Source organism: Martinezella dioscoreae (assembly GCF_009176305.1).
In the GTDB taxonomy this organism is placed as follows: domain Bacteria; phylum Pseudomonadota; class Alphaproteobacteria; order Rhizobiales; family Rhizobiaceae; genus Rhizobium; species Rhizobium dioscoreae.
This window is the reverse complement of sequence record NZ_BLAJ01000004.1, coordinates 351,181-368,905: the sequence shown is the minus strand read 5'-3', so window position 1 is coordinate 368,905 and position 17,725 is coordinate 351,181. Positions and strand designations below refer to the sequence as shown.

Here is a 17,725-nt window from a genome sequence, read left to right as displayed (position 1 = left end):
TTTGCTTAGTGATAGACACGTGTCGCCACTTTGCCACACTTGTTTCTGCCAGCAGGCATTTCAATGATATGCTGACGGTTGGCACCTACCCCCGCAGCTCTTCGGCAGCATCCCACACGTCGACGACTACCTGCACCCGCGCGCCTATTGGCGGATCTTGTTCATGCCCCCACCCTGCTGGTGCGCACACAAGGTACTTTCGCCAGTTTCCATGCTAGGCTGCCATTGATTTGGACCGGAGCACCAAACTCGGTCGACGATCTTCTCAAACTTTGCCGTTCGGAGGAGCTTACGAAGTGACGCAGACGCGGGAGTTGGTCGACTGGATCATAGCCATGGGCCTGACCAGCGACAGCATCGAAGAGATCCTGACCGGAGTTTCAGAACGGCTGACCAGGCTCGGCTATCCACTCGTTAGGGCGTCCATAGCCATGCCGTCCATCGATCCACTTCAAAAGGGCTCTTCTATTTCCTGGTCGCGGTCGTCGAGCATCTCTCTCGAAATACAAGAGCACGGCGAAGCGGGTGACGCGATGTTTCGCCGCTCGCCTATTTCATATCTTCTTTCACGAGAGCTCGATGTTGGGCGTTGGAGACTGCCGCCCGGCGGTGACGCAGCCGGGTTCCCGCTGCTAAACGAACTCTCCGATCTTGGGGCAACCGATTACCTGGTAAAACTTGCCCGGTTTCCCGGGGGAACCGCACTGGGCGGTATCGGCTTCTCCTTGGCCGTCGATAACCCGGAGGGGTTCTCCGACGGCCAGATTGCCGCCCTGAATGAATTTCTACCGGCTCTCGCCCTCGCCTGCTGCCGCATCGCGGCGATGCGTGTGGCGACCGACATGCTCGCCGTTTATACCGGAGCCCGCACGAGCGGCCACATTCTCAGCGGCCAGACACGGCGCGGCAATGGTGATGCCATCCATGCCGCTATCCTGCTTGCGGACCTGAAGAACTTTACGGTGCTAAATGAAGGTTTTCCGCCCGAGCGTATCGTCGGTTGGCTGAACGAGCATTTCGATGCGATCGGCGGGCCAGTCGAGCAATTCGGCGGTGAGATCCTCAAATTCATGGGCGATAGCCTGCTTGCAATCTTCCCGACCGATATTGAAGATCCGGCCAACGCGTGTGAAAGGGCCCTGTCCGCGGCGAAGATGGCAATCGAGGCGAATGCGGCGGTCAACCGGGCACGCATGGTTTCCGAGGAACCACAGCTCCTCGTCGATATCGTTCTGCATATCGGAGACGTATTCTACGGAAACGTCGGAGCTGCCCGCAGACTTGATTTCACGGCAATCGGCAGAGCTGTCAACGAGGCGGCCCGGATGGAAAAGTTGTGCGATACGGTCCAACGCAGCGTGTTGGCCTCCGAACTATTCGCTTCGCAGGTCCAAGACGGATTTGAACGGCTCGGGATTTTCACGCTGAAGGGTGTGAGCCAGCCCGCCGCGGTTTACGGCCTGCCGGATGGGCCAAACTGTTGACTATCACCTCGATGCGCCCTTTCTACCGCGTCCGCACGTTTCCCTACCAACGCTTCGAGCGCGATCTCAAGCTACTGCGAATTAGTTCCGCCGGGCGAGGCTTCCTCACATATCACTTTTCCACCGTCCTGGCTCCGCATACCGGTTTGGCCCACTTGCTGCTTGGTATCCGGCAAAAAACCAGCGAGCAACTGCGCAAGTCGTTCTTTCGACATCGGCGGGGCGGATAAGCGCATGACAAGCCTCCTTTTTGGTGTCGTGATCGTGCCAATGCATGCTCATGGGAGCAACGGTGACGCGGGATCATCCCCAAATAATTTCAGCTGTAAGTATTTTCAGTCGATCTGAACAGCGCGCGAATTCAGGAGCAACCCGGTTCTGGTTGCAAAATGAGTGGCTTCCGTATGCCGATCCGCTCGATGCTCAGGCCGGAGTCGCCCCGTGAAACGGCGATTGCGCTCGGCCTCAAGCCGATGGTCAACCGGCTCCTTGCTCCGCGTCATTCACCGCCAACATGGCGAGAGCGAGCGCTGCCTCTCGCGTTTTGGCGGCGGCGATAAATCGGCCGTTGTGGCAGAAACTTGCGCCCTCAATACCGGTCGCCATTTCCAGGTCGCGGCCGCTCAATCCAGCCCAGCCCACCGGAAGATCGGCTCGCAGTTCGAATCCTTCCTCCGCGCGGCGAATTCCCGTAAGGCACCAGTCGGCCTCGCGCGGATGGACCACGAACAGGAGATGATCGGCACCCGCCTTCACGATCGCCGAACGAAACGGCATGCCCATCGGCAGTTCGAGAACACGGCTCTCGCCGGCGGACGCAATCGCCTGCAGCACCAGAGTTTCGGCACGCAGTTTCGCATGGAGTCCGGCAATCTTCGCTTCGACGAAATTGCTGGCGATCGCAACGGCGGCGTGGAATGCCCGATCGGTCGCCTCCGGGTCCGCGTCGTCGAAGACGGGCTTCAATGTTTCGAGCAACGACGGCAGGGTCAACCCAGCCAGCAGGCCGGCGCTATCCGGGCTGAGCGCACCATTGTCGACCAAGTCGATCGGCAGGACGAAGCCGGCATCGAAAGCCGCATGCACGGTTTCGACAAAGCCGCTTGGGACCAAGAGGGCTGTCAGGTAATCGCGACCGAAATGTTTCCAGATCAACCCGAACGAACTGAAGGGTTGATCATCGTCGCGTCGCGGTGCGCCGCGCTGGTGATGATCGAAAATCCCGGCAGTCGCATCATAAGCGCCGCCGACATCATAGACGATGCGATCGACACCGGGTGTGATCCATTCCGGCGCCCTGCTGCGAACCAGGCGGGCATCAGGGAAAAGCCGCGTGAGAATGACGCTGGACAACACTTCGTCGGCATGGAAGCCGCCGGAATGGGTGACGAGGAAATTGGGAGCCATACGGCCGGGACCTTACTATTCGCGAATTGGACGGACAGGCAGATAACCGGATTTGCGCGTCATCTCAACCGGCAAAGCGATTAGGGGATCCAATAATTGCATGGCCGCATTCGGCGCGGGAATGGCGCGATGATCGGCGAAAGAAGATTCCCATTGCTTCATGGCGCCCGAGCGCGCGACCGATCTTTTCAATCGAGAGCAAGGTGATTTTACTTCGTCGCTCCAGCCGTCAGGCCTGTGATGAGTTTCCGTTGGAAGAACATATAGGCAAGAATGAGCGGTCCGATAACGATGACAGCGCCCGCCGTCAACACAGGCGTATTGACCGTATAACGTCCCTGGAAAAATAACATACCAATTGGCAGGGTTCGGTAGTTATCGTCATTGACGAGAACAAGCGGAATAAGAAACTCGTTCCATGTCCAAATAAACAGGAACAATGCCAGTGTGGACATCGACGGCAGCATCAAAGGTACGATAACTTTTGAAAGAATATATCTTCTGGATGCTCCATCGAGAACCGCTGCTTCTATGATTTCCGATGGCAGTTGTTGCATCGCGCTAGCCATGAACATGGTGGCGAAAGGCAGAGACATAGCAATTTGGGGAAGGATCAGCGCAGCATAGGTGTTTATGAGGCCGACATAGCGCATTTCATAGTAGAGTGGAATAATGAAGGCTTCGGTCGGCACCATCATTCCAACAGTTAAAAGGACGAAAATGGTGCGCCTGAACGGAAAGGTCAGGAACGCGAATCCGAATCCCGTCAACGTGCCAAGTATGATGCTAACCACGACAACGGGGAAAACAATCATGACGGAATTCAGGAAATAGACATTAAACCGGCCATCAATCCAAGCATTTGCATAGTTCTCGAAATGCGGATAGGCCGGCAATACGAATGCGCCTTGTATCAGATCGGCACGGCTCTTCAGAGACGTAAGTATCAGAAGGGCAAAGGGAACAATCGCCAAGACCGCGAACAGCCAAAGAATGATACGTGATGGTAGCACCGCGCCTATCGTATGAAAATCTCTGCTCACGTTGCACTCCCTTCATTCACAGGGCGCACCAGCCGGTGAACGGCATAGTTGATAGTAAAGACGAGAATCGCACCGATGATGGCAACGGCCGAAGCATATCCATACCGATTCAGTTGAAAGCCAAGCTCATACATATAAATGTTGGGAACAAGTGTGGCGTTGGCCGGGCCGCCTCGAGTCATCGTAAAGATCAGATCAAAACTCTTGATCGAGGAAATGATCGTGAGAAGAAGCGCGATGCGTATTTCCGGCAGCAGGAGCGGCAGTGTAATGAAGAAGAAAATCCTACTTCCGCTGGCACCATCGACTCTCGCCGCTTCAAACAGCGCAGGATCGATCCGTTGGATGCCGGAGAGAAACAACACCATGCAGAAACCGAAGAAATACCAGCTCGCAACAGTGCCGACCGCTGGTAGGACAAACGTGAAATCGCCGAGCCAGGGCAGAGCGATGGAACCCAGGCCAACCAGCTTTAACGCCTGGTTGATCGGACCAAAAGCGGGATTGTAAAGCCAGTGCCAAATGATGCCAAGCACGGCGGTGGGCATGATATAGGGTAGGAATAGCAGTGTCCGCAGCGCGAACTGCTCCCGCTGCCTGAACGTCCAGACCATCGCGGCTAGTGACAGGCCAATGACAATCGGGATGACACAGTAAAACACCATGAAGAGAGCATTGTTTTTCAATGCAACATAGAAAGTTTCATCTGAAAACAATTTTGCATAATTGCCAATGCCAATCCAATTGGGCGGGCTGATCCCATTCCATTCAGTGAAACTGATACCGATTGCCGCGACAATAGGACCAAGAATGAGAGCAAAATAGAGCAGTAAGCCAGGCAGAACGTAGATGAGATTTCTACTGGCCTTCGCGTCAAGTGGTGAGCGTTTCATGCACCATCTCGTGGATATGCCAGAGGTCGAATGGCGCCGCTCTGGCCGTGATCAGGATAGACGTACCGAAGTTTCCCGCCGCTGCTTTTCTGCGATCGAGTAGCGCGGCGGGATTGGCTTGTTCGCCGGCAATCACTTGCTCTTCATGTAGGCGGCGTAGTCCGCGTCGAGCTTGGCGATCAGCTCTTCAGGCGTTTCCTTGTTCGCAAGCAATAGGGGCGTGTTTTCATCAAACGTCTTGAGCATGGTTGGGCTCGCCCAATCGGGATAATGCCCGAGTGCATTGTCATCGTTCAATGATTTCCAGATCGCGATGCCTTCCTTCAGGAGCGGGGACGCGTTAACCCCGGCGTCTGCCGGAACAGGGGTGGCGGGCAGATAGCCGGCGCGGGCCCAGGTCACGGATGCGTCCTTGGAGACCATGTAGTTGATGTACTCGCCGGCGAGGTCCTTCATTTTGTCGCTCTTGGCCAGGCTGGTGATCGCCCAGGCAAGGTCGACGCCGCCAACCGAAAGCGGATGCTTGATACCGGCGGGCGCCGGGATGGGCATGAAATGGATATCGGGATTGTTCTGCATATCGCCGAAGTACCAGGTGCCCGAAATCAGGAAGGCCCCTTGGCCGGCGACAAAAAGCTGAACGGCATCATCGCCCGAGATACCCTGGTAACCATCGGAGAAATAGCCGTTTGTTGCCCATTTCTGCACAAGTTTCACCGATTCCAGATTGCCAGGCGTATTCCATGTGCCGCCGCGGCCATAGATCAGGTCATCGAGCGCCTTTCGATCCGAAGCATCGATATGCGCCTGGCTGATCCCGGCCAACATATGGAGCGCCAGATGGCCCTTGGCTGTACCGATTGTCAGCGGTGCGCTGCCTGCCGCCTTGACCTTATCGAGAGCGGCAAGGAAATCGTCGAAGTTCTTGATCGGAAGTTCGACGCCAGCTGCTTTCAGAACCTTTTCATTGTAATAGAGGCCGACGATTTCGGCGAGCGACGAGATGCCATAGGTCTCACCGACACCGAACTCGCCCTTGCTCGACCAGCGGTCACGTGCCAGGAGACTATCGGATTGGTTTTTATCCCATCCATATTTCTTGAGGTAGTTATCGACAGGGACGAGAAGGTTTTCCTTCACCATCGCGCCCATCGCGCCGGCTCCCTGGTTGACCTTAGTCACCACCGGACCATCGCCAGACGAAACGGCGAGCTTAAGCGTGAGATTGAGGTCCTGGAAATCGCGTACGGTGTGATCAAGCTTAACGTCGGGATGCGCCTTCTGGAAATTGGCGTTGAGTTCGGTCATCACGGCGGCTCTCGACTCAGAATCGTGGTCGTCCCAAACCGTGAGCGTCTCGGCAAAGACGGTTGTCGACATGCCGATGCCAATGAAGACGGATGCCGCCAAAATTCCTGTCTTCTTCAGAATGGATGCTGCATTGGTGGAGATGAAATCGCTAAACATTGATTGGTTCCCTCTAGCTGCGTTTTGGCAGTTTCTATCGATTCCAACCGGCTGATCTTGCTAAGACGCGCCGAATGTCTTGCATTGTCGGGCCTTTACTGGACCGACGAATTTCCTTATTCTTTTCCAAAATCTGCGGGTTTGGCCCTCAGATGCAGTCCCTCAAACTTCCCAGTTTTACCGCCGCCTGACGTCAGTTCTCACCGAGCAGCGGCCAGCAGATCGATGATGCCATGCCTCCCAAGATCGACGATTATTTCATCCGCCCGGCCACTGAGGACGACGTTGACGCCCTCTTTCACATTTGCCTGGTCACGGCTGATGCAGGGGCCGACGCGAGTGCGCTTTACAGCAATCCGCGCCTTCCCGGCTACGTATGGGCCGTGCCTTATCTCAAATTCGCTCCGGAGTTTGCGTTCGTTCTTGCCAGGCACGATCGGGTGGTCGGCTATGTTGTCGGTACGCCGGATACCGCGGGCTTTGACACAGTGCTCCGCAGAGATTGGTGGCCGGTTGTTCGACGCGAGACCGCTGGCCTGATACCCAAGACGGAAAAAGACGCCGATGTTCTGGAGCGAATAGCCAATCCTCACAGCGGCACGCCGGGCCTTGAAGAGACCTACCCCGCGCATCTTCACATCAATATTCTGCCTGAAGCCCAATCGGGCGGATGGGGACGGCTGATGATCAAGACCATGCTCGAAGCCCTCACGGCGTATGGCGCACCTGGCGTCCATCTTGGTGTCAGCCCCGCGAACGAGCGCGCCAAGGGATTTTACCGGCATCTCGGTTTCGAAGAACTCAGCCAAAACGGTAACCTCGCCTTCGTCATGAGATTGGACAAGCCGGTAGCCTAAGGAAAATCCGGCCCATCCGCTCATTACCTATTCTCCGCGTTCGCAGCCTCTAGGCCATATTTAAGAACAACAGCCGCCGGCATCGCACTCCATCCCTGCAGAAGGGAACCGCGTCCGTAGGGCGGCGAGAAATATTCGACCGCACCGGCCCATCCATTTGCGAGGCAGGTTTCCCACCAGCGTATAAGCGCATAACGCGCTCCACCGAGACCGTGGCGTATTCTTTCTTCCGCATAGACGCCGTCCCAATAGGGCCAATCCGATCCATTATGATAGCGAAAGGGGAACGCGGTCTTTGATCTTACATCACTCGCCCGTTTAAATGGCGGAAACGCGCAAAGGACGCCCCAATCGCCATAGGGCTGTTTCGTATTGTTTCGAGCCTCCAGAGCTCCTTCCATCGCCTTCAGGAGACCAATCGCGCGCGTTCGCGAAATCGCCCCATAACGGGAGAGTGTCAGACTGTCGAGCACGAGATGATCCTCGACAAATCCATCAGAAGTGATGAAATCGGCGTAACCGTTCCTGCTCGGGACAAAAAGCTTGTCCTCGATTTCGGCGCGAGCGGACAGCGCTATTTCGCTTGCCTTCCGCGCCAATGCGGGATCATGCCCGGCTCCCAGTTTAGCCACCGCATCCAGCGCGCCGACAAAAAGGCCGAGATTGTAGGAGACGAGACCTTCCCGGTAGACATTGTCCGCCCAGTCCCTGTCGTTTCGCGGCTTCAGCGGCAATACGCTGCCAGGGCCAGCGAGGGCCAGGTATCGTTCAACGATTGCGGTGACAAGCGGCCAGTGCCGCAATGCTTCCGCCGTATCCCCGGTCGCGTCCACATAATCGACGAGAAAGAGGATGAAGAAAAGCGGGCTGTCAAAATGATCGCTCCACCAATCACCTGGACGATTGTGATGCTCCGGAGCAGCCTTGCCACGATATTTTTCGGGATTTTGTTTGGCATCAAGAACGAAGTTCTGCCAGGCACGAGATTGCGCCGGTCCGGTCAATATCACGCCGCTTGGCGCCTCTCCATCAGGCTGAATTCCCTTGGCCAAAAGTCGAATTTCATCGCGTACCGCCTCCGGCGCAAGCTTCAGCAGCATTTGCATCGTCCAGTAGCCATCGCGATAATAGGTGCGCGCGGGCGCGCTATAGGCCTGACCCGCGGCTAGGCCGGCGAACACACCGTTCTCGTCCAGTCGAATGCTGGAAAGCGCGGCATGCGTGCCTTGAATCACCATGCTGCGCATCACGGGATCGGCATCGGGCGCGACGTCGCACCGGGCGACATAATTCGCCGCTTCTGCCAAGATAGCGTCGCTGGCAAGGCTCAATGCGGCTTCAGCCTCCTCTTCCGAGGCCCCGGCCGCGACGCGGATATCTCCGTCGCCAACCTCGACGATCATCACACCCCAGCCACTCACGACGATACGGCGACTATCGCGTTTGATGATCTTGGTTCGCTGACTGTCCTCATCGATCTCATGCCACCAGGCACCCCGACGAGCCGGATGGATTCCTTCCAGGCGGGCATTGCGGATCAGAAGGATGGGCTTTGACTGGGCGACGAAGATGCCACCTGCTTCGGCGGTGACCCTGTTTGGACCGTAAACGTAAGGTCCGGCAAGTTTGGAAAAACGTATTCGTCCAAGACGGCCGCTTCCCCAAAGAGCGAGATCAAGATACCCGTCGGGATGCGCGTCCGCCTGCAGTCGAGGCGCCATGATCGGCAGAATGACCGGGTGCTTGGTTGTGATTTCGCCTTGGGATGTGGGGGTCATCATGGCAAATCCAGCACCTTTCAACGCGCGGTGTCAGAGATGGGATCAAGCGTGAGATCCAGATTGCAATATCCAGTACACTCGCCGGAATGGAGCGTCACGAAGTCCTCGGCGAATGCGGGATTACACATCCTTTGACCTCGCTTTCATTACCCCTCCGCAACTTGCTCAGCCATTGGGCAAGTCTACAAATTGGGCGCTTAATTTGTCAATGACATGGACAAATTAAATGGTTTTGTTTAGCCAACTCACGGAGATTCACTTGAATTTTGCGATATTCCAGCCGAAGCTAGCGCAGCCACGCGCGAGGTTGGATGAATTAGGAAAAGGTCCCGAACTAATTAGAGGCAGAACCCGAGCCAGCACTGATGCCAAATGCGACCCAGACACCGATAGCGCGAAAAATTTCAACAAATTCCGTCATTCGGACCATACTTGCAAAAGGCCCTATTTCCCGCGCGGATATCGCCAAGCAAACGGGCTTGTCCAAGCAAACGATTTCCGACGTCGTTCGCAATCTCGAAAATAATGGTTGGTTGAAGCCGACTGGATACACCGATGGGCGCCTGGGGCGAACCGCAATAACCTACGAGCTCGATGCAAGTGCCGGTTTCGCTGCATCGATCGATCTAGGCGGAACCAAAATCGCGGCTGTCATCTGCGATCTGGTTGGAAATATCGTTGCTGAAACCAAGGTGCCGACAAGCTCGCGCGGCGGGGTTCATCTCGTTGATCAATTCCACGCCATTGTACAGGACCTCGCCGGGAGCGCCGACATCGATCTTTCCAAATTGCGCGTCATAGTGCTGGCGACCCCAGGCGTGCTTGATCCGACCACCGGACATATCAATGTCGCCCCGAACATCCCCGGAGTCGAAACGATTGACTTGCGCCGGCTCCTGAGCGACCGGATGGCAATCCCGGTCATCATTGAGAACGACGTCAATCTTGCCGCGCAAGGAGAACGATGGCGAGGGCACGGCGCCACATCGGATAATTTTGCCTTCGTGGCCGTAGGCACCGGTATCGGCATGGGCATTATTGCAAATGGTAGCCTCATGCGTGGCGCACGCGGTGCCGCCGGGGAGATCGCCTATCTGCCTCTCGGCGGAGAGCCGTTTGATCCGGGCGGCTTTACTCTTGGTACTCTTGAAAGCGCCGTGGGTAGTGCGGCGATGGTGCGGCGCTATTGCGGATATGGTGGGCAGAGCGACGCAACGGTCGCGGATCTTTTTTCGGCTCTGGTGGCTGGCGAGCCGGCCGCTGTTGCGGTGATTGAGGAAACTTCGCGATCGATTGCGCTTGCCATTGCCGCGATCGGTGCGACCCTCGATCCGGAGCTGGTGATCATGGGCGGCGGTATCGGCGCGCGCCCCGAACTTGTTGAAGCCATTCGCAAGTATTTGCCACGTTGTACGCCTTACCCACCTCGCATCGAGATTAGTCAGCTTGGCAATCGGGCGGCTCTGGTCGGCGGCATCGGCATCGCAGTCGAGCACATGCACCAGGAGCTGTTCGGTGTTGATTTGCAAGATTCATGAGATGGGCATCGTATCGCGCAAGCGAATTGCTTGAAGACAAATTCAACAGGCAGAGTTTAAAGATAGCAGGCTGCCGGACAACTGGCCTCAAGGAGTATATGAACAATCGGGAATGCGTGGCAGATGCCCGACTTGCGTGAATGGAATGCGACCATTCCTCAAGCAATTCGTCTGGAGCGATGACCTTGCCGACGGCGAAGTAACCACGATGCCCTCCGTCCGTCGGCGCATGAGCGAGAGTGCGATCCAGTACACCGATTGCGGCCGCGATCTGCTCCTCGACGTTGCGCAGCAAATCGCGGACCTCATTCAGTTTCATTCCCTTCTCTTCCTGGGCCCGGCGGCGCCCATCAGAGTATCCGCTCCAGAGCTGTTCAAGTCTCGAGAGTTGGCGCTCGCATCAGGCTGCCTGAGCCGCTGTTAACCGCTGCGCAACTCGTGCCACCCGCTCTCCGTAGATGCGGGCGGTTTCGAGATCGCCGCTCGACATTTCACTTGGGGCTGCGTCGGCATCGGATTGCGCCATGGGCGCGATATATGATCCCATCCTGTTCGCATCGTCTCGTTTCGACGCCTTCACATTTGCCGGCTTCATCCCCAGGCTGACCCAAAGACCGCCGTGCTGTCCCGCCAGAAGCACGAAGTATTCGAGGGTGTTGAGCTTGTCGCCGTTCAAACTGGCGCTGTTGGTGAAGCCCCCGAATACCTTGTCCCGCCATTTGTTGGCAAACCAGGCCTTCGAGGACGTATCGGCAAACTTCTTAAACTGCCAGCTCGGGCCGCCCATGTAAGTTGGCGACCCGAAAATGATGGCGTCCGCGGCATCCAACGCGGCCCATCCCTCATCTGAAAGATTGCCATCAGCGTCAATGGCGTAAAGCACGCCTCCTGCCCCTTCCGCGACGGCCTGAGCCATCCGTTGGGTGTGACCGTAACCGGAGTGATAGACGACGACTGTATTGGCTTTGCGATGTGACATGATGGTCTGGCCTCCTTGGGGCCGTTGCTTTACACCGTCCGAAGGCGATTTCGCTCCGTACGGCACTTTCCTTCGGAAGAGTTGATGGCGGGAGTTCGGGTGACGTCCAGCGTCTAGCGACAGATGGTTTTATCCAGCCAGCTACGCGGAGGTTCTCGGCATGATGAACTCATCTGCTGCGAGATGCTCAAACATGACCGCTGACGCCGGCCAGTACCAGCAACAACAGGAACACCACAGGCGGTGGGAGTTCTCTATAGTTCCGGATGCGGACGATGGCCGCAATTGCAGCGAGCATGATGCAAGCGCCCAATGCCACTCCGATGTATCGGATACCGGCTGTTACCAACAACACCGCCGTCAAGAGCTCAAGCGCGGCCGTAACCCAGCACCACCAGAATGGAAATCCGAGCTGTACAAAGCCCGCGCGGATTTTTTGGTGGCCACTCATGTTGACGATGGCGCCAGTGAGAAACGCCCCTGCGGAGAGCCAGACCAGAACGGTATCGAGCACGGTTGCGCCTGTGAAAATTTGAACTGGAAGATTCATCGATATTCTCTTCTCTGCCGATCCGTACCGGCGAAAACTTTTATAGCGCCATCACATATTCTAGCAACGCTAGTTTGTCAATCGACATTCTTTTTGATAGCTTCGCCGGCAGAGAAATCGCGAATGAAGACGGGAGCCAACGTGGGCATCAGCGAACGCAAGATCCGGGAAAAGGACGAACGACGCCGCAGGATCGTTGCTGCCGCAAGGACGATCGCGGAACGCGACGGCTGGGCTTCGGTCACGATCCGGCGTCTTGCCGACGAGATAGAATACAGCCAGCCCGTTCTCTATTCGCATTTCCAAAATCGCGACGAAATCGTCGGCGCGGTCGCGCTTGAGGGCTTTAGTGAGTTGGCGGCAATACTGCGTGCCGCGATCCGGCCATCGTCCACGCCCGGAGAATTGGTGGAAAGTGTCGCGACCGCCTATCTCGATTTCGCCTTCGCCCGGCCTGCAATGTACGAGGCGATGTTTATCCTTCCGACCGGTCTCCGCTTCGCCAAATCCGACACGCCAGCACAGCTCCGTGAGGGTTTTGGAGCCATGGCGACCGTGATCACGCCATTCTTCAAGGATGGGGATACCGCTACCGAGACTTTCTGGGCGGCGCTCCACGGATTGGCGGAACTCGAGCGCCACGGCAGAATAAGACCCGCTTTTCGGTCTCACCGCATCACCCTCATCACGCAGATGATATCGGGTCGGATATGAGAGATTCTGCCTTTAGGATTGTCGCAGGGCTTCAATGACAACGCTGAAGGCAGGCGAATTCCGTTTCCGACTGAAATAATTGTCCGGCCGCAAAGATCGCGTGAGGGGGGAGGTCCGAGGATCAGGCTTGCCGAGGCTCACCTAGCTGACGCCGTTGAACACCACCATCTTGTCGTCGGCCATCTCCTCCATCGTCCAGGGAATACCCCCGACACCATATCCCGACTGCCTGCGCCCGGCAAAAGGCATCCAGTCGGTTCGAAACGCCGTGTGGTCGTTGACGAGCACCGCGGATGCGTCGAGATGCCTTGCCGCCTTGAGCGCGACGGCTATATCGGTGGAAAAGACGCTCGCCTGGAATGCGTAGGGCAGCGAGTTGGCTGTACGGATCGCCTCGTCGATGTCGCTATAGCCATAGACACAGGTCAGCGGTCCGAACACCTCGAGCCGCGACACCTTGGCGTCCGCCGGTGGATCGAGCAGGATGGAGGGCAGAAGCGTCGTCTCGGACAGCCGCCCTCCCCCGAATTGCCTTGTTCCCGCATCGGTCGCTTCCTTGATCCAACTTGCGACACGTTCCGTCTCGCGCGGCAGGATCAGGGGGCCGACCTCCGTCTCCTTCAACGTGGGATCGCCGACACGCAGACTTGCGACCTTGGCGGCAAGGGCGTCGGTGAAGTTGGCTAGGATGTCATCGTGCACGAAGAGGCGCTGCACCGACACGCAGACCTGCCCCGCGTGATAATATCCGCCTTTGACGATCGTCCCGACGATCGCGTCGATGCTGGCGCTGCGATCGACGATGACGGGGGCTGCTCCACCATGTTCCAGCGCACATCTCGTGCCTGGCGGCAGCTTGCTTTTCAGATGCCAGCCGACCTTCGCCGAACCGATGAAGCTTAGGAAGGCGACACGCTGATCCACAACAAGGCTCTCGGCAAGCGCATTGTCCTCGGTGATGAAGGTCTGGCACCAGCGCTCGTCCAGTCCCGCCTCCCAGAACAGCTTGACGATCTCGATGCAGGAAATCGGTGTGGTTGCCGCCGGCTTGACGATGACGGGGCAGCCAACGGCCACAGCCGGCGCAATCTGGTGGATGATGAGATTGAGGGGATGGTTGAACGCCGATATCGCCGCCACGACGCCGATCGGCTCCTTGGTGGTGAAGGCCCATCGGTTGGTGCTGGCAGCAGTCAGGCCCATCGGGATTTCCTTGCCGCCAAAATTGCGCAGCTCGTCCGCCGCGTTGACGAGACCATCGATCCCACGGGTGACCTCGACGATCGCATCCGTCAGCGGCTTGCCACCTTCGCGGGCGATCATGATGGCAAAGTGTTCACGGTTCTCCGAGAGAAGCTCGGACACCCTTCTGAGGATAGCCATCCTGCGATGTGCGGGCAGCCAGGCACTGCGATCGGCATAGGCTTTCGCGGCGACATCGAGCTTATGCTCGAGAACAGCGGCATCATCGGCCGGTATTTCGGCAATGAGCGCGCGATCGAATGCCTGATAGACCTTCAGCTTAGGCGTCATCTTGATCCTCCAGAATGGCGGGAAGCCGTTCGCGCAATTCCTTCACCAGCACACGTTCGTTTTCCGAATAATCGACCGGGACGTTGACGAGATGAACACCACCGCCGGAAAAAGCATCTTCAAGCGCCTGCTTGAACTGGCCGATGTCGTCGACCCTCGTCCCCTTGGCGCCATAGGACTCGGCATATCTAACGAAATCCGGGTTGCCGAACGTCATTCCGAAGTCCGGAAACTCGTCCACCGCCTGCTTCCAGCGGATCATGCCATAGGCATCATCCTCGATGACGAGAATGACAAGGTTCAGTTTCAGCCGGACGGCCGTCTCGATCTCCTGCGAGTTCATCATGAAGCCGCCATCCCCGCAGACTGCCATGACACGCCGCTCGGGATAGAGCATCGAGGCGACCATGGCCGAAGGGAGCCCGGCCCCCATTGTTGCGAGGGCGTTGTCGAGCAGCAGCGTGTTCGCCATGCGCGTCCGGTAGTTCCGGGCGAACCAGATCTTGTACATGCCGTTGTCGAGCGCGAGGATGCCGTCATGCGGCATGACTTCCCGGATGTCATGGACCAGCCGCTGCGGCGTGAACCGATCTTCCGTCGCCCGATCCGCGATGCGCTCGAGGATACGTTCCCTAAGATGAAGAAGGGCCTGCGCGTTCGGCAGTTTACCCGCAAGGCGATCCGCCAGCGCCTTCAACGATGGGCCAATGTCGCCTATGACCTCCGACTGAGGAAAGTAGACCTGCTCGACGGTCGCCGGCTGATATCCGACATGGACGACATTCGGACCACCCTTGCCCATGATGAAGGGCGGCTTCTCGATCGTGTCATGGCCGATGGTGATAATGAGATCGGCCTGCTCGATCGCCTCGTGGACATAGTCCCGCTCCGACAGTGCGGCCGTGCCCATGTAGAGCTCGGTTCCGCCCGGGACCGTTCCCTTGCCCATCTGGGTCGTGAAGAACGGGATGCCGGTGCGGATGACGAACTGCGCGATATCAGAGGTCGACCGGGGACGCGAAGCGGCCGCCCCGAGCATGAGCAGCGGGCGTTTTGCCGCGGTGATGAGGGTGGCCGCGCGATCGAGGGCCGCGTCGCTTGCGATCGGCAGCTCCAGTTGATGCGGAGCGACGAGAGCGACCGGCGCGCATTCCTCGGCGGCGATGTCCTCCGGAAGCTCGAGATGGACCGGTCCCGGCCGCTCCTCCTGTGCGATCCGGAATGCCTCCCTGACCATCGTCGGGATCATCTGCGGCGAAACGATCTGCCGGGCAAGCTTGGTGAGCGGCTTCATCGACGCCACCACGTCTACCACCTGGAACCGGGCCTGCCGGGACGAAAGTATCCCTTTCTGGCCGGTGATCATCACCATTGGCATGGCGCCGAGCAACGCGTATGCCGCGCCCGTCGAAAGGTTCAAGGCGCCTGGCCCCAGCGTCGTCAGGCAGACGCCCGGCTTGCCGGTCAGGCGACCATAGGTCGCGGCCATGAACGCGGCGGCCTGCTCATGCCGGGTCAGCACCAGCTGAATGGACGATTTGCGGATCGACTCGACAACATCGAGATTTTCTTCGCCTGGAATACCGAAGATACGGTCGACACCCTCGTTTTCGAGTGCGGCCACCAGGAGATCGGAGCCTTTGGTCATGGATGGAGCTCGTGCTTGTTGGCAGATCGATTGATTGATGCTTCCCAAACTGGAAGACGGACAGCAAGAATAGATCCTTTTGCTGGCTAGTCCATCAGAGTTCTATCAGATTCCAGTTACCGCGGATGACCGGAGCTGCGCGAATGCTCGACGAAAGCAGGCAAAGCCGAGTCACGGAAGGAATGGCTATCGCTGATACAAGACTTCAAAGACGATCTGGTGCGAAAAAACACGTTTGATCACAGGACCTGACGGGCGCCATTAGCAGATGTGCTTGATCTGACAGCAGTTGCCCGCTAGGTTGCCGCCGCGATCAACTGCAAAGACATGGGGATTTCATGCCAACTGGCACGGTTAAGTTTTTCAACACCGACAAGGGCTTTGGCTTCATTACGCCGGAAAGCGGGGGACCTGACGTTTTCGTTCACGTCTCCGCCCTGCAATACGGCAATGTGCTCAGGGAGGGGCAATCCGTCTCTTACGATCTGGGTCAGGACCGGAAGACGGGCAAGTCGAAGGCGGAAAACGTCAGACCGCTCTAATCATTATGGACACGTCACTACCCGAGATCTCGGGTAGTGCACTCGGGCGCCATGGAAATCATGTGAGCGCCCTGCTTCGCACGGGGCATGGGCGGTAGCCCTTTGCCCGTTTCTGCCGCGTCAGTGCGAGGAACAGTCTGACGGCATCCCTTTCATCCTCGAAATGATGCGCCATCGTCTGTCCGCTGAAGCCTATGCGGCCCCATCGTCGCGTAAGACACGTATCGCCGAACAGGGTCGTCGATATCTCCAGCACATAGTAGCGTGCCATGTTCTTCGCGGCATTGGTGCGCTCGATATAGAGATGATAGGGCTGAGTAAGCATGCCGGAAGAATCGTCGATCGCGCGGCTGCGGTCCAACGAGTGTTTTGAATCGGTCGGCCAGCTTCGATTCATTTCCGTGATGTATTCGGCGATCCGCCGAACAATCGTCAGCCCAATCCCGGGCGCCGGCTCCAATCCAGCGGTACCTCAAGGCTGATGTGCTACGTTGACGACGGATCACCAGGGAACCGTTCGGCCGAGATAATCCAGATATTCAAGGCCTCGCTTCCCTTGCTGGCCGAGAAGTACATTCACCAGGTTCGGAATGCTTTCCTCGATCGTCAGCCGCCCGTCGGGACCGCCCAGATCGGTCTTGACCCACCCGGGAGCCATGAGCACCAATGCACGCGCGTCATCCGCGTGCCGGGCGGCATAGCTGCGCATCAACGTGTTCAAGGCCGCCTTGCTGCCGCGATAGACCTCCCGCATGCCCGTGGTATTGTTGCTGACGCTCCCCTGGCCCGAGGACATGACGCCGATCAGCCCCGTCGGCGAAACGAGGTCCTGCAATCCTTCCACGCTCCGCATCGGGCTTAGCGCATTCGTCACCATGACGCGCACGAACTCCTCCGTCGTCACCTCCGCTATCGTCTCGGTCGGGACATTCGTCGTTCCCGCATTGACGAACAGCATGTCGAAGACGCGGCCGTCGAGGCGCGCGCGCAACGAGGCGAGCTGTTCCGGCTCGTTGATGTCGAGCGTTTCGATGGTGACGCGGCCATCGGAACGGTCCGCCAGATCGTGCAGTTTCGTCTTCGCCGTCGATGCCCGCACCGTGCCGACGACGGACCAGCCCTTCTTGAAGAATTCTTCGGCCATGGCATGGCCGAGACCGCGTGATGCACCGATGATCAGGATGCTGCCGGTGGACAATGATGATGACGGCATGGGCACGCCTCCTTTGTTTGCTGTGAGCCCAATATGAAAGCCCGATCCGGATTTCTCCAGACGCACAGGATGCAAA

Annotated in this window: 16 protein-coding genes; 5 read left to right on the top strand and 11 right to left on the bottom strand. The window is 57.7% G+C overall.

Annotated features, from left to right (window positions below; genetic code table 11):
- The first annotated feature begins 296 nt into the window (after nt 1–296).
- Nucleotides 297–1,484: an adenylate/guanylate cyclase domain-containing protein gene (locus GDN47_RS18920; protein ID WP_113353272.1), complete on the top strand. Its 1,188-nt coding sequence runs from the start codon at nt 297–299 to the stop codon at nt 1,482–1,484.
- Nucleotides 1,485–1,961: 477 nt separating this feature from the next.
- Here GDN47_RS18920 and GDN47_RS18915 read toward each other — a convergent pair whose 3' ends face one another.
- The 4 genes from GDN47_RS18915 to GDN47_RS18900 form a co-directional block, all read right to left on the bottom strand.
- On the bottom strand, nt 1,962–2,891 hold the full coding sequence (locus GDN47_RS18915) for an MYG1 family protein (protein ID WP_113353273.1): 930 nt from the start codon (nt 2,889–2,891) through the stop codon (nt 1,962–1,964).
- A 209-nt stretch (nt 2,892–3,100) separates the two neighbouring features.
- Nucleotides 3,101–3,934, bottom strand: a complete 834-nt coding sequence (locus GDN47_RS18910) for a carbohydrate ABC transporter permease (RefSeq protein ID WP_113331154.1) — start codon at nt 3,932–3,934, stop codon at nt 3,101–3,103.
- A complete protein-coding gene (locus GDN47_RS18905; RefSeq protein WP_152093984.1) occupies nt 3,931–4,827 on the bottom strand; it encodes a carbohydrate ABC transporter permease in 897 nt (298 codons plus the stop codon). The genes GDN47_RS18910 and GDN47_RS18905 overlap by 4 nt, the downstream gene beginning before the upstream one ends.
- Nucleotides 4,828–4,959: 132 nt before the next feature.
- Nucleotides 4,960–6,294: an extracellular solute-binding protein gene (locus GDN47_RS18900; protein ID WP_113331156.1), complete on the bottom strand. Its 1,335-nt coding sequence runs from the start codon at nt 6,292–6,294 to the stop codon at nt 4,960–4,962.
- Between the two features lie 233 nt (nt 6,295–6,527).
- Here GDN47_RS18900 and GDN47_RS18895 point away from each other — a divergent pair, with 233 nt between their 5' ends.
- A complete protein-coding gene (locus GDN47_RS18895) occupies nt 6,528–7,151 on the top strand; it encodes a GNAT family N-acetyltransferase (RefSeq protein WP_113388751.1) in 624 nt (207 codons plus the stop codon).
- A gap of 23 nt (nt 7,152–7,174) precedes the next feature.
- Here GDN47_RS18895 and GDN47_RS18890 read toward each other — a convergent pair whose 3' ends face one another.
- Nucleotides 7,175–8,929 carry a glucosidase family protein gene (locus GDN47_RS18890; protein ID WP_371864846.1) on the bottom strand — a complete coding sequence of 585 codons (1,755 nt, stop codon included), beginning with the start codon at nt 8,927–8,929 and terminating at the stop codon, nt 7,175–7,177.
- 368 nt (nt 8,930–9,297) lie between these two features.
- On the opposite strand from GDN47_RS18890, the gene GDN47_RS18885 reads away from it, so the two are divergent.
- A complete protein-coding gene (locus GDN47_RS18885) occupies nt 9,298–10,470 on the top strand; it encodes an ROK family transcriptional regulator (RefSeq protein WP_113388753.1) in 1,173 nt (390 codons plus the stop codon).
- Between the two features lie 400 nt (nt 10,471–10,870).
- Here the strand turns inward: GDN47_RS18885 and GDN47_RS18880 are convergent, their stop codons facing one another.
- Both GDN47_RS18880 and GDN47_RS18875 read right to left on the bottom strand, forming a co-directional pair.
- Nucleotides 10,871–11,449, bottom strand: a complete 579-nt coding sequence (locus GDN47_RS18880; protein WP_162748836.1) for a flavodoxin family protein — start codon at nt 11,447–11,449, stop codon at nt 10,871–10,873.
- 187 nt (nt 11,450–11,636) lie between these two features.
- On the bottom strand, nt 11,637–11,999 hold the full coding sequence (locus GDN47_RS18875; protein ID WP_113353281.1) for a DoxX family protein: 363 nt from the start codon (nt 11,997–11,999) through the stop codon (nt 11,637–11,639).
- Between the two features lie 141 nt (nt 12,000–12,140).
- On the opposite strand from GDN47_RS18875, the gene GDN47_RS18870 reads away from it, so the two are divergent.
- Nucleotides 12,141–12,713 (top strand): TetR/AcrR family transcriptional regulator, encoded by a 573-nt coding sequence (locus GDN47_RS18870; protein ID WP_113353566.1) that lies wholly within the window; start codon nt 12,141–12,143, stop codon nt 12,711–12,713.
- A gap of 141 nt (nt 12,714–12,854) precedes the next feature.
- On the opposite strand, the gene GDN47_RS18865 is transcribed toward GDN47_RS18870, so the two are convergent.
- Complete coding sequence (locus GDN47_RS18865) at nt 12,855–14,246, bottom strand: aldehyde dehydrogenase family protein (RefSeq protein ID WP_113353282.1); 1,392 nt, start codon at nt 14,244–14,246, stop codon at nt 12,855–12,857.
- Nucleotides 14,236–15,894 (bottom strand): acetolactate synthase large subunit, encoded by a 1,659-nt coding sequence (locus GDN47_RS18860; protein WP_145634375.1) that lies wholly within the window; start codon nt 15,892–15,894, stop codon nt 14,236–14,238. Before GDN47_RS18860 ends, GDN47_RS18865 begins: the two co-directional genes overlap by 11 nt.
- Before the next feature lie 338 nt (nt 15,895–16,232).
- On the opposite strand from GDN47_RS18860, the gene GDN47_RS18855 reads away from it, so the two are divergent.
- Nucleotides 16,233–16,436: a cold-shock protein gene (locus tag GDN47_RS18855; RefSeq protein ID WP_047631453.1), complete on the top strand. Its 204-nt coding sequence runs from the start codon at nt 16,233–16,235 to the stop codon at nt 16,434–16,436.
- 58 nt (nt 16,437–16,494) lie between these two features.
- Here the strand turns inward: GDN47_RS18855 and GDN47_RS18850 are convergent, their stop codons facing one another.
- Together GDN47_RS18850 and GDN47_RS18845 are read right to left on the bottom strand one after the other, a co-directional pair.
- A complete protein-coding gene (locus GDN47_RS18850; RefSeq protein WP_113353567.1) occupies nt 16,495–16,761 on the bottom strand; it encodes a WGR domain-containing protein in 267 nt (88 codons plus the stop codon).
- A gap of 177 nt (nt 16,762–16,938) precedes the next feature.
- Nucleotides 16,939–17,649 (bottom strand): SDR family NAD(P)-dependent oxidoreductase, encoded by a 711-nt coding sequence (locus tag GDN47_RS18845; RefSeq protein ID WP_113353284.1) that lies wholly within the window; start codon nt 17,647–17,649, stop codon nt 16,939–16,941.
- Between the last annotated feature and the right edge of the window lie 76 nt (nt 17,650–17,725).

Bases quoted from the DNA above. Each gene is read 5' to 3' on its own strand.
- GDN47_RS18860 (WP_145634375.1), bottom strand. From the start codon at position 15,894: ATGACCAAAGGCTCCGATCTCCTGGTGGCCGCACTCGAAAACGAGGGT.
- GDN47_RS18900 (WP_113331156.1), bottom strand. From the start codon at position 6,294: ATGTTTAGCGATTTCATCTCCACCAATGCAGCATCCATTCTGAAGAAG.
- GDN47_RS18915 (WP_113353273.1), bottom strand. From the start codon at position 2,891: ATGGCTCCCAATTTCCTCGTCACCCATTCCGGCGGCTTCCATGCCGAC.
- GDN47_RS18895 (WP_113388751.1), top strand. From the start codon at position 6,528: ATGCCTCCCAAGATCGACGATTATTTCATCCGCCCGGCCACTGAGGAC.
- GDN47_RS18855 (WP_047631453.1), top strand. From the start codon at position 16,233: ATGCCAACTGGCACGGTTAAGTTTTTCAACACCGACAAGGGCTTTGGC.
- GDN47_RS18845 (WP_113353284.1), bottom strand. From the start codon at position 17,649: ATGCCGTCATCATCATTGTCCACCGGCAGCATCCTGATCATCGGTGCA.
- GDN47_RS18890 (WP_371864846.1), bottom strand. From the start codon at position 8,929: ATGACCCCCACATCCCAAGGCGAAATCACAACCAAGCACCCGGTCATT.
- GDN47_RS18885 (WP_113388753.1), top strand. From the start codon at position 9,298: ATGCCAAATGCGACCCAGACACCGATAGCGCGAAAAATTTCAACAAAT.
- GDN47_RS18875 (WP_113353281.1), bottom strand. From the start codon at position 11,999: ATGAATCTTCCAGTTCAAATTTTCACAGGCGCAACCGTGCTCGATACC.
- GDN47_RS18880 (WP_162748836.1), bottom strand. From the start codon at position 11,449: ATGTCACATCGCAAAGCCAATACAGTCGTCGTCTATCACTCCGGTTAC.
- GDN47_RS18905 (WP_152093984.1), bottom strand. From the start codon at position 4,827: ATGAAACGCTCACCACTTGACGCGAAGGCCAGTAGAAATCTCATCTAC.
- GDN47_RS18865 (WP_113353282.1), bottom strand. From the start codon at position 14,246: ATGACGCCTAAGCTGAAGGTCTATCAGGCATTCGATCGCGCGCTCATT.
- GDN47_RS18850 (WP_113353567.1), bottom strand. From the start codon at position 16,761: ATGCTTACTCAGCCCTATCATCTCTATATCGAGCGCACCAATGCCGCG.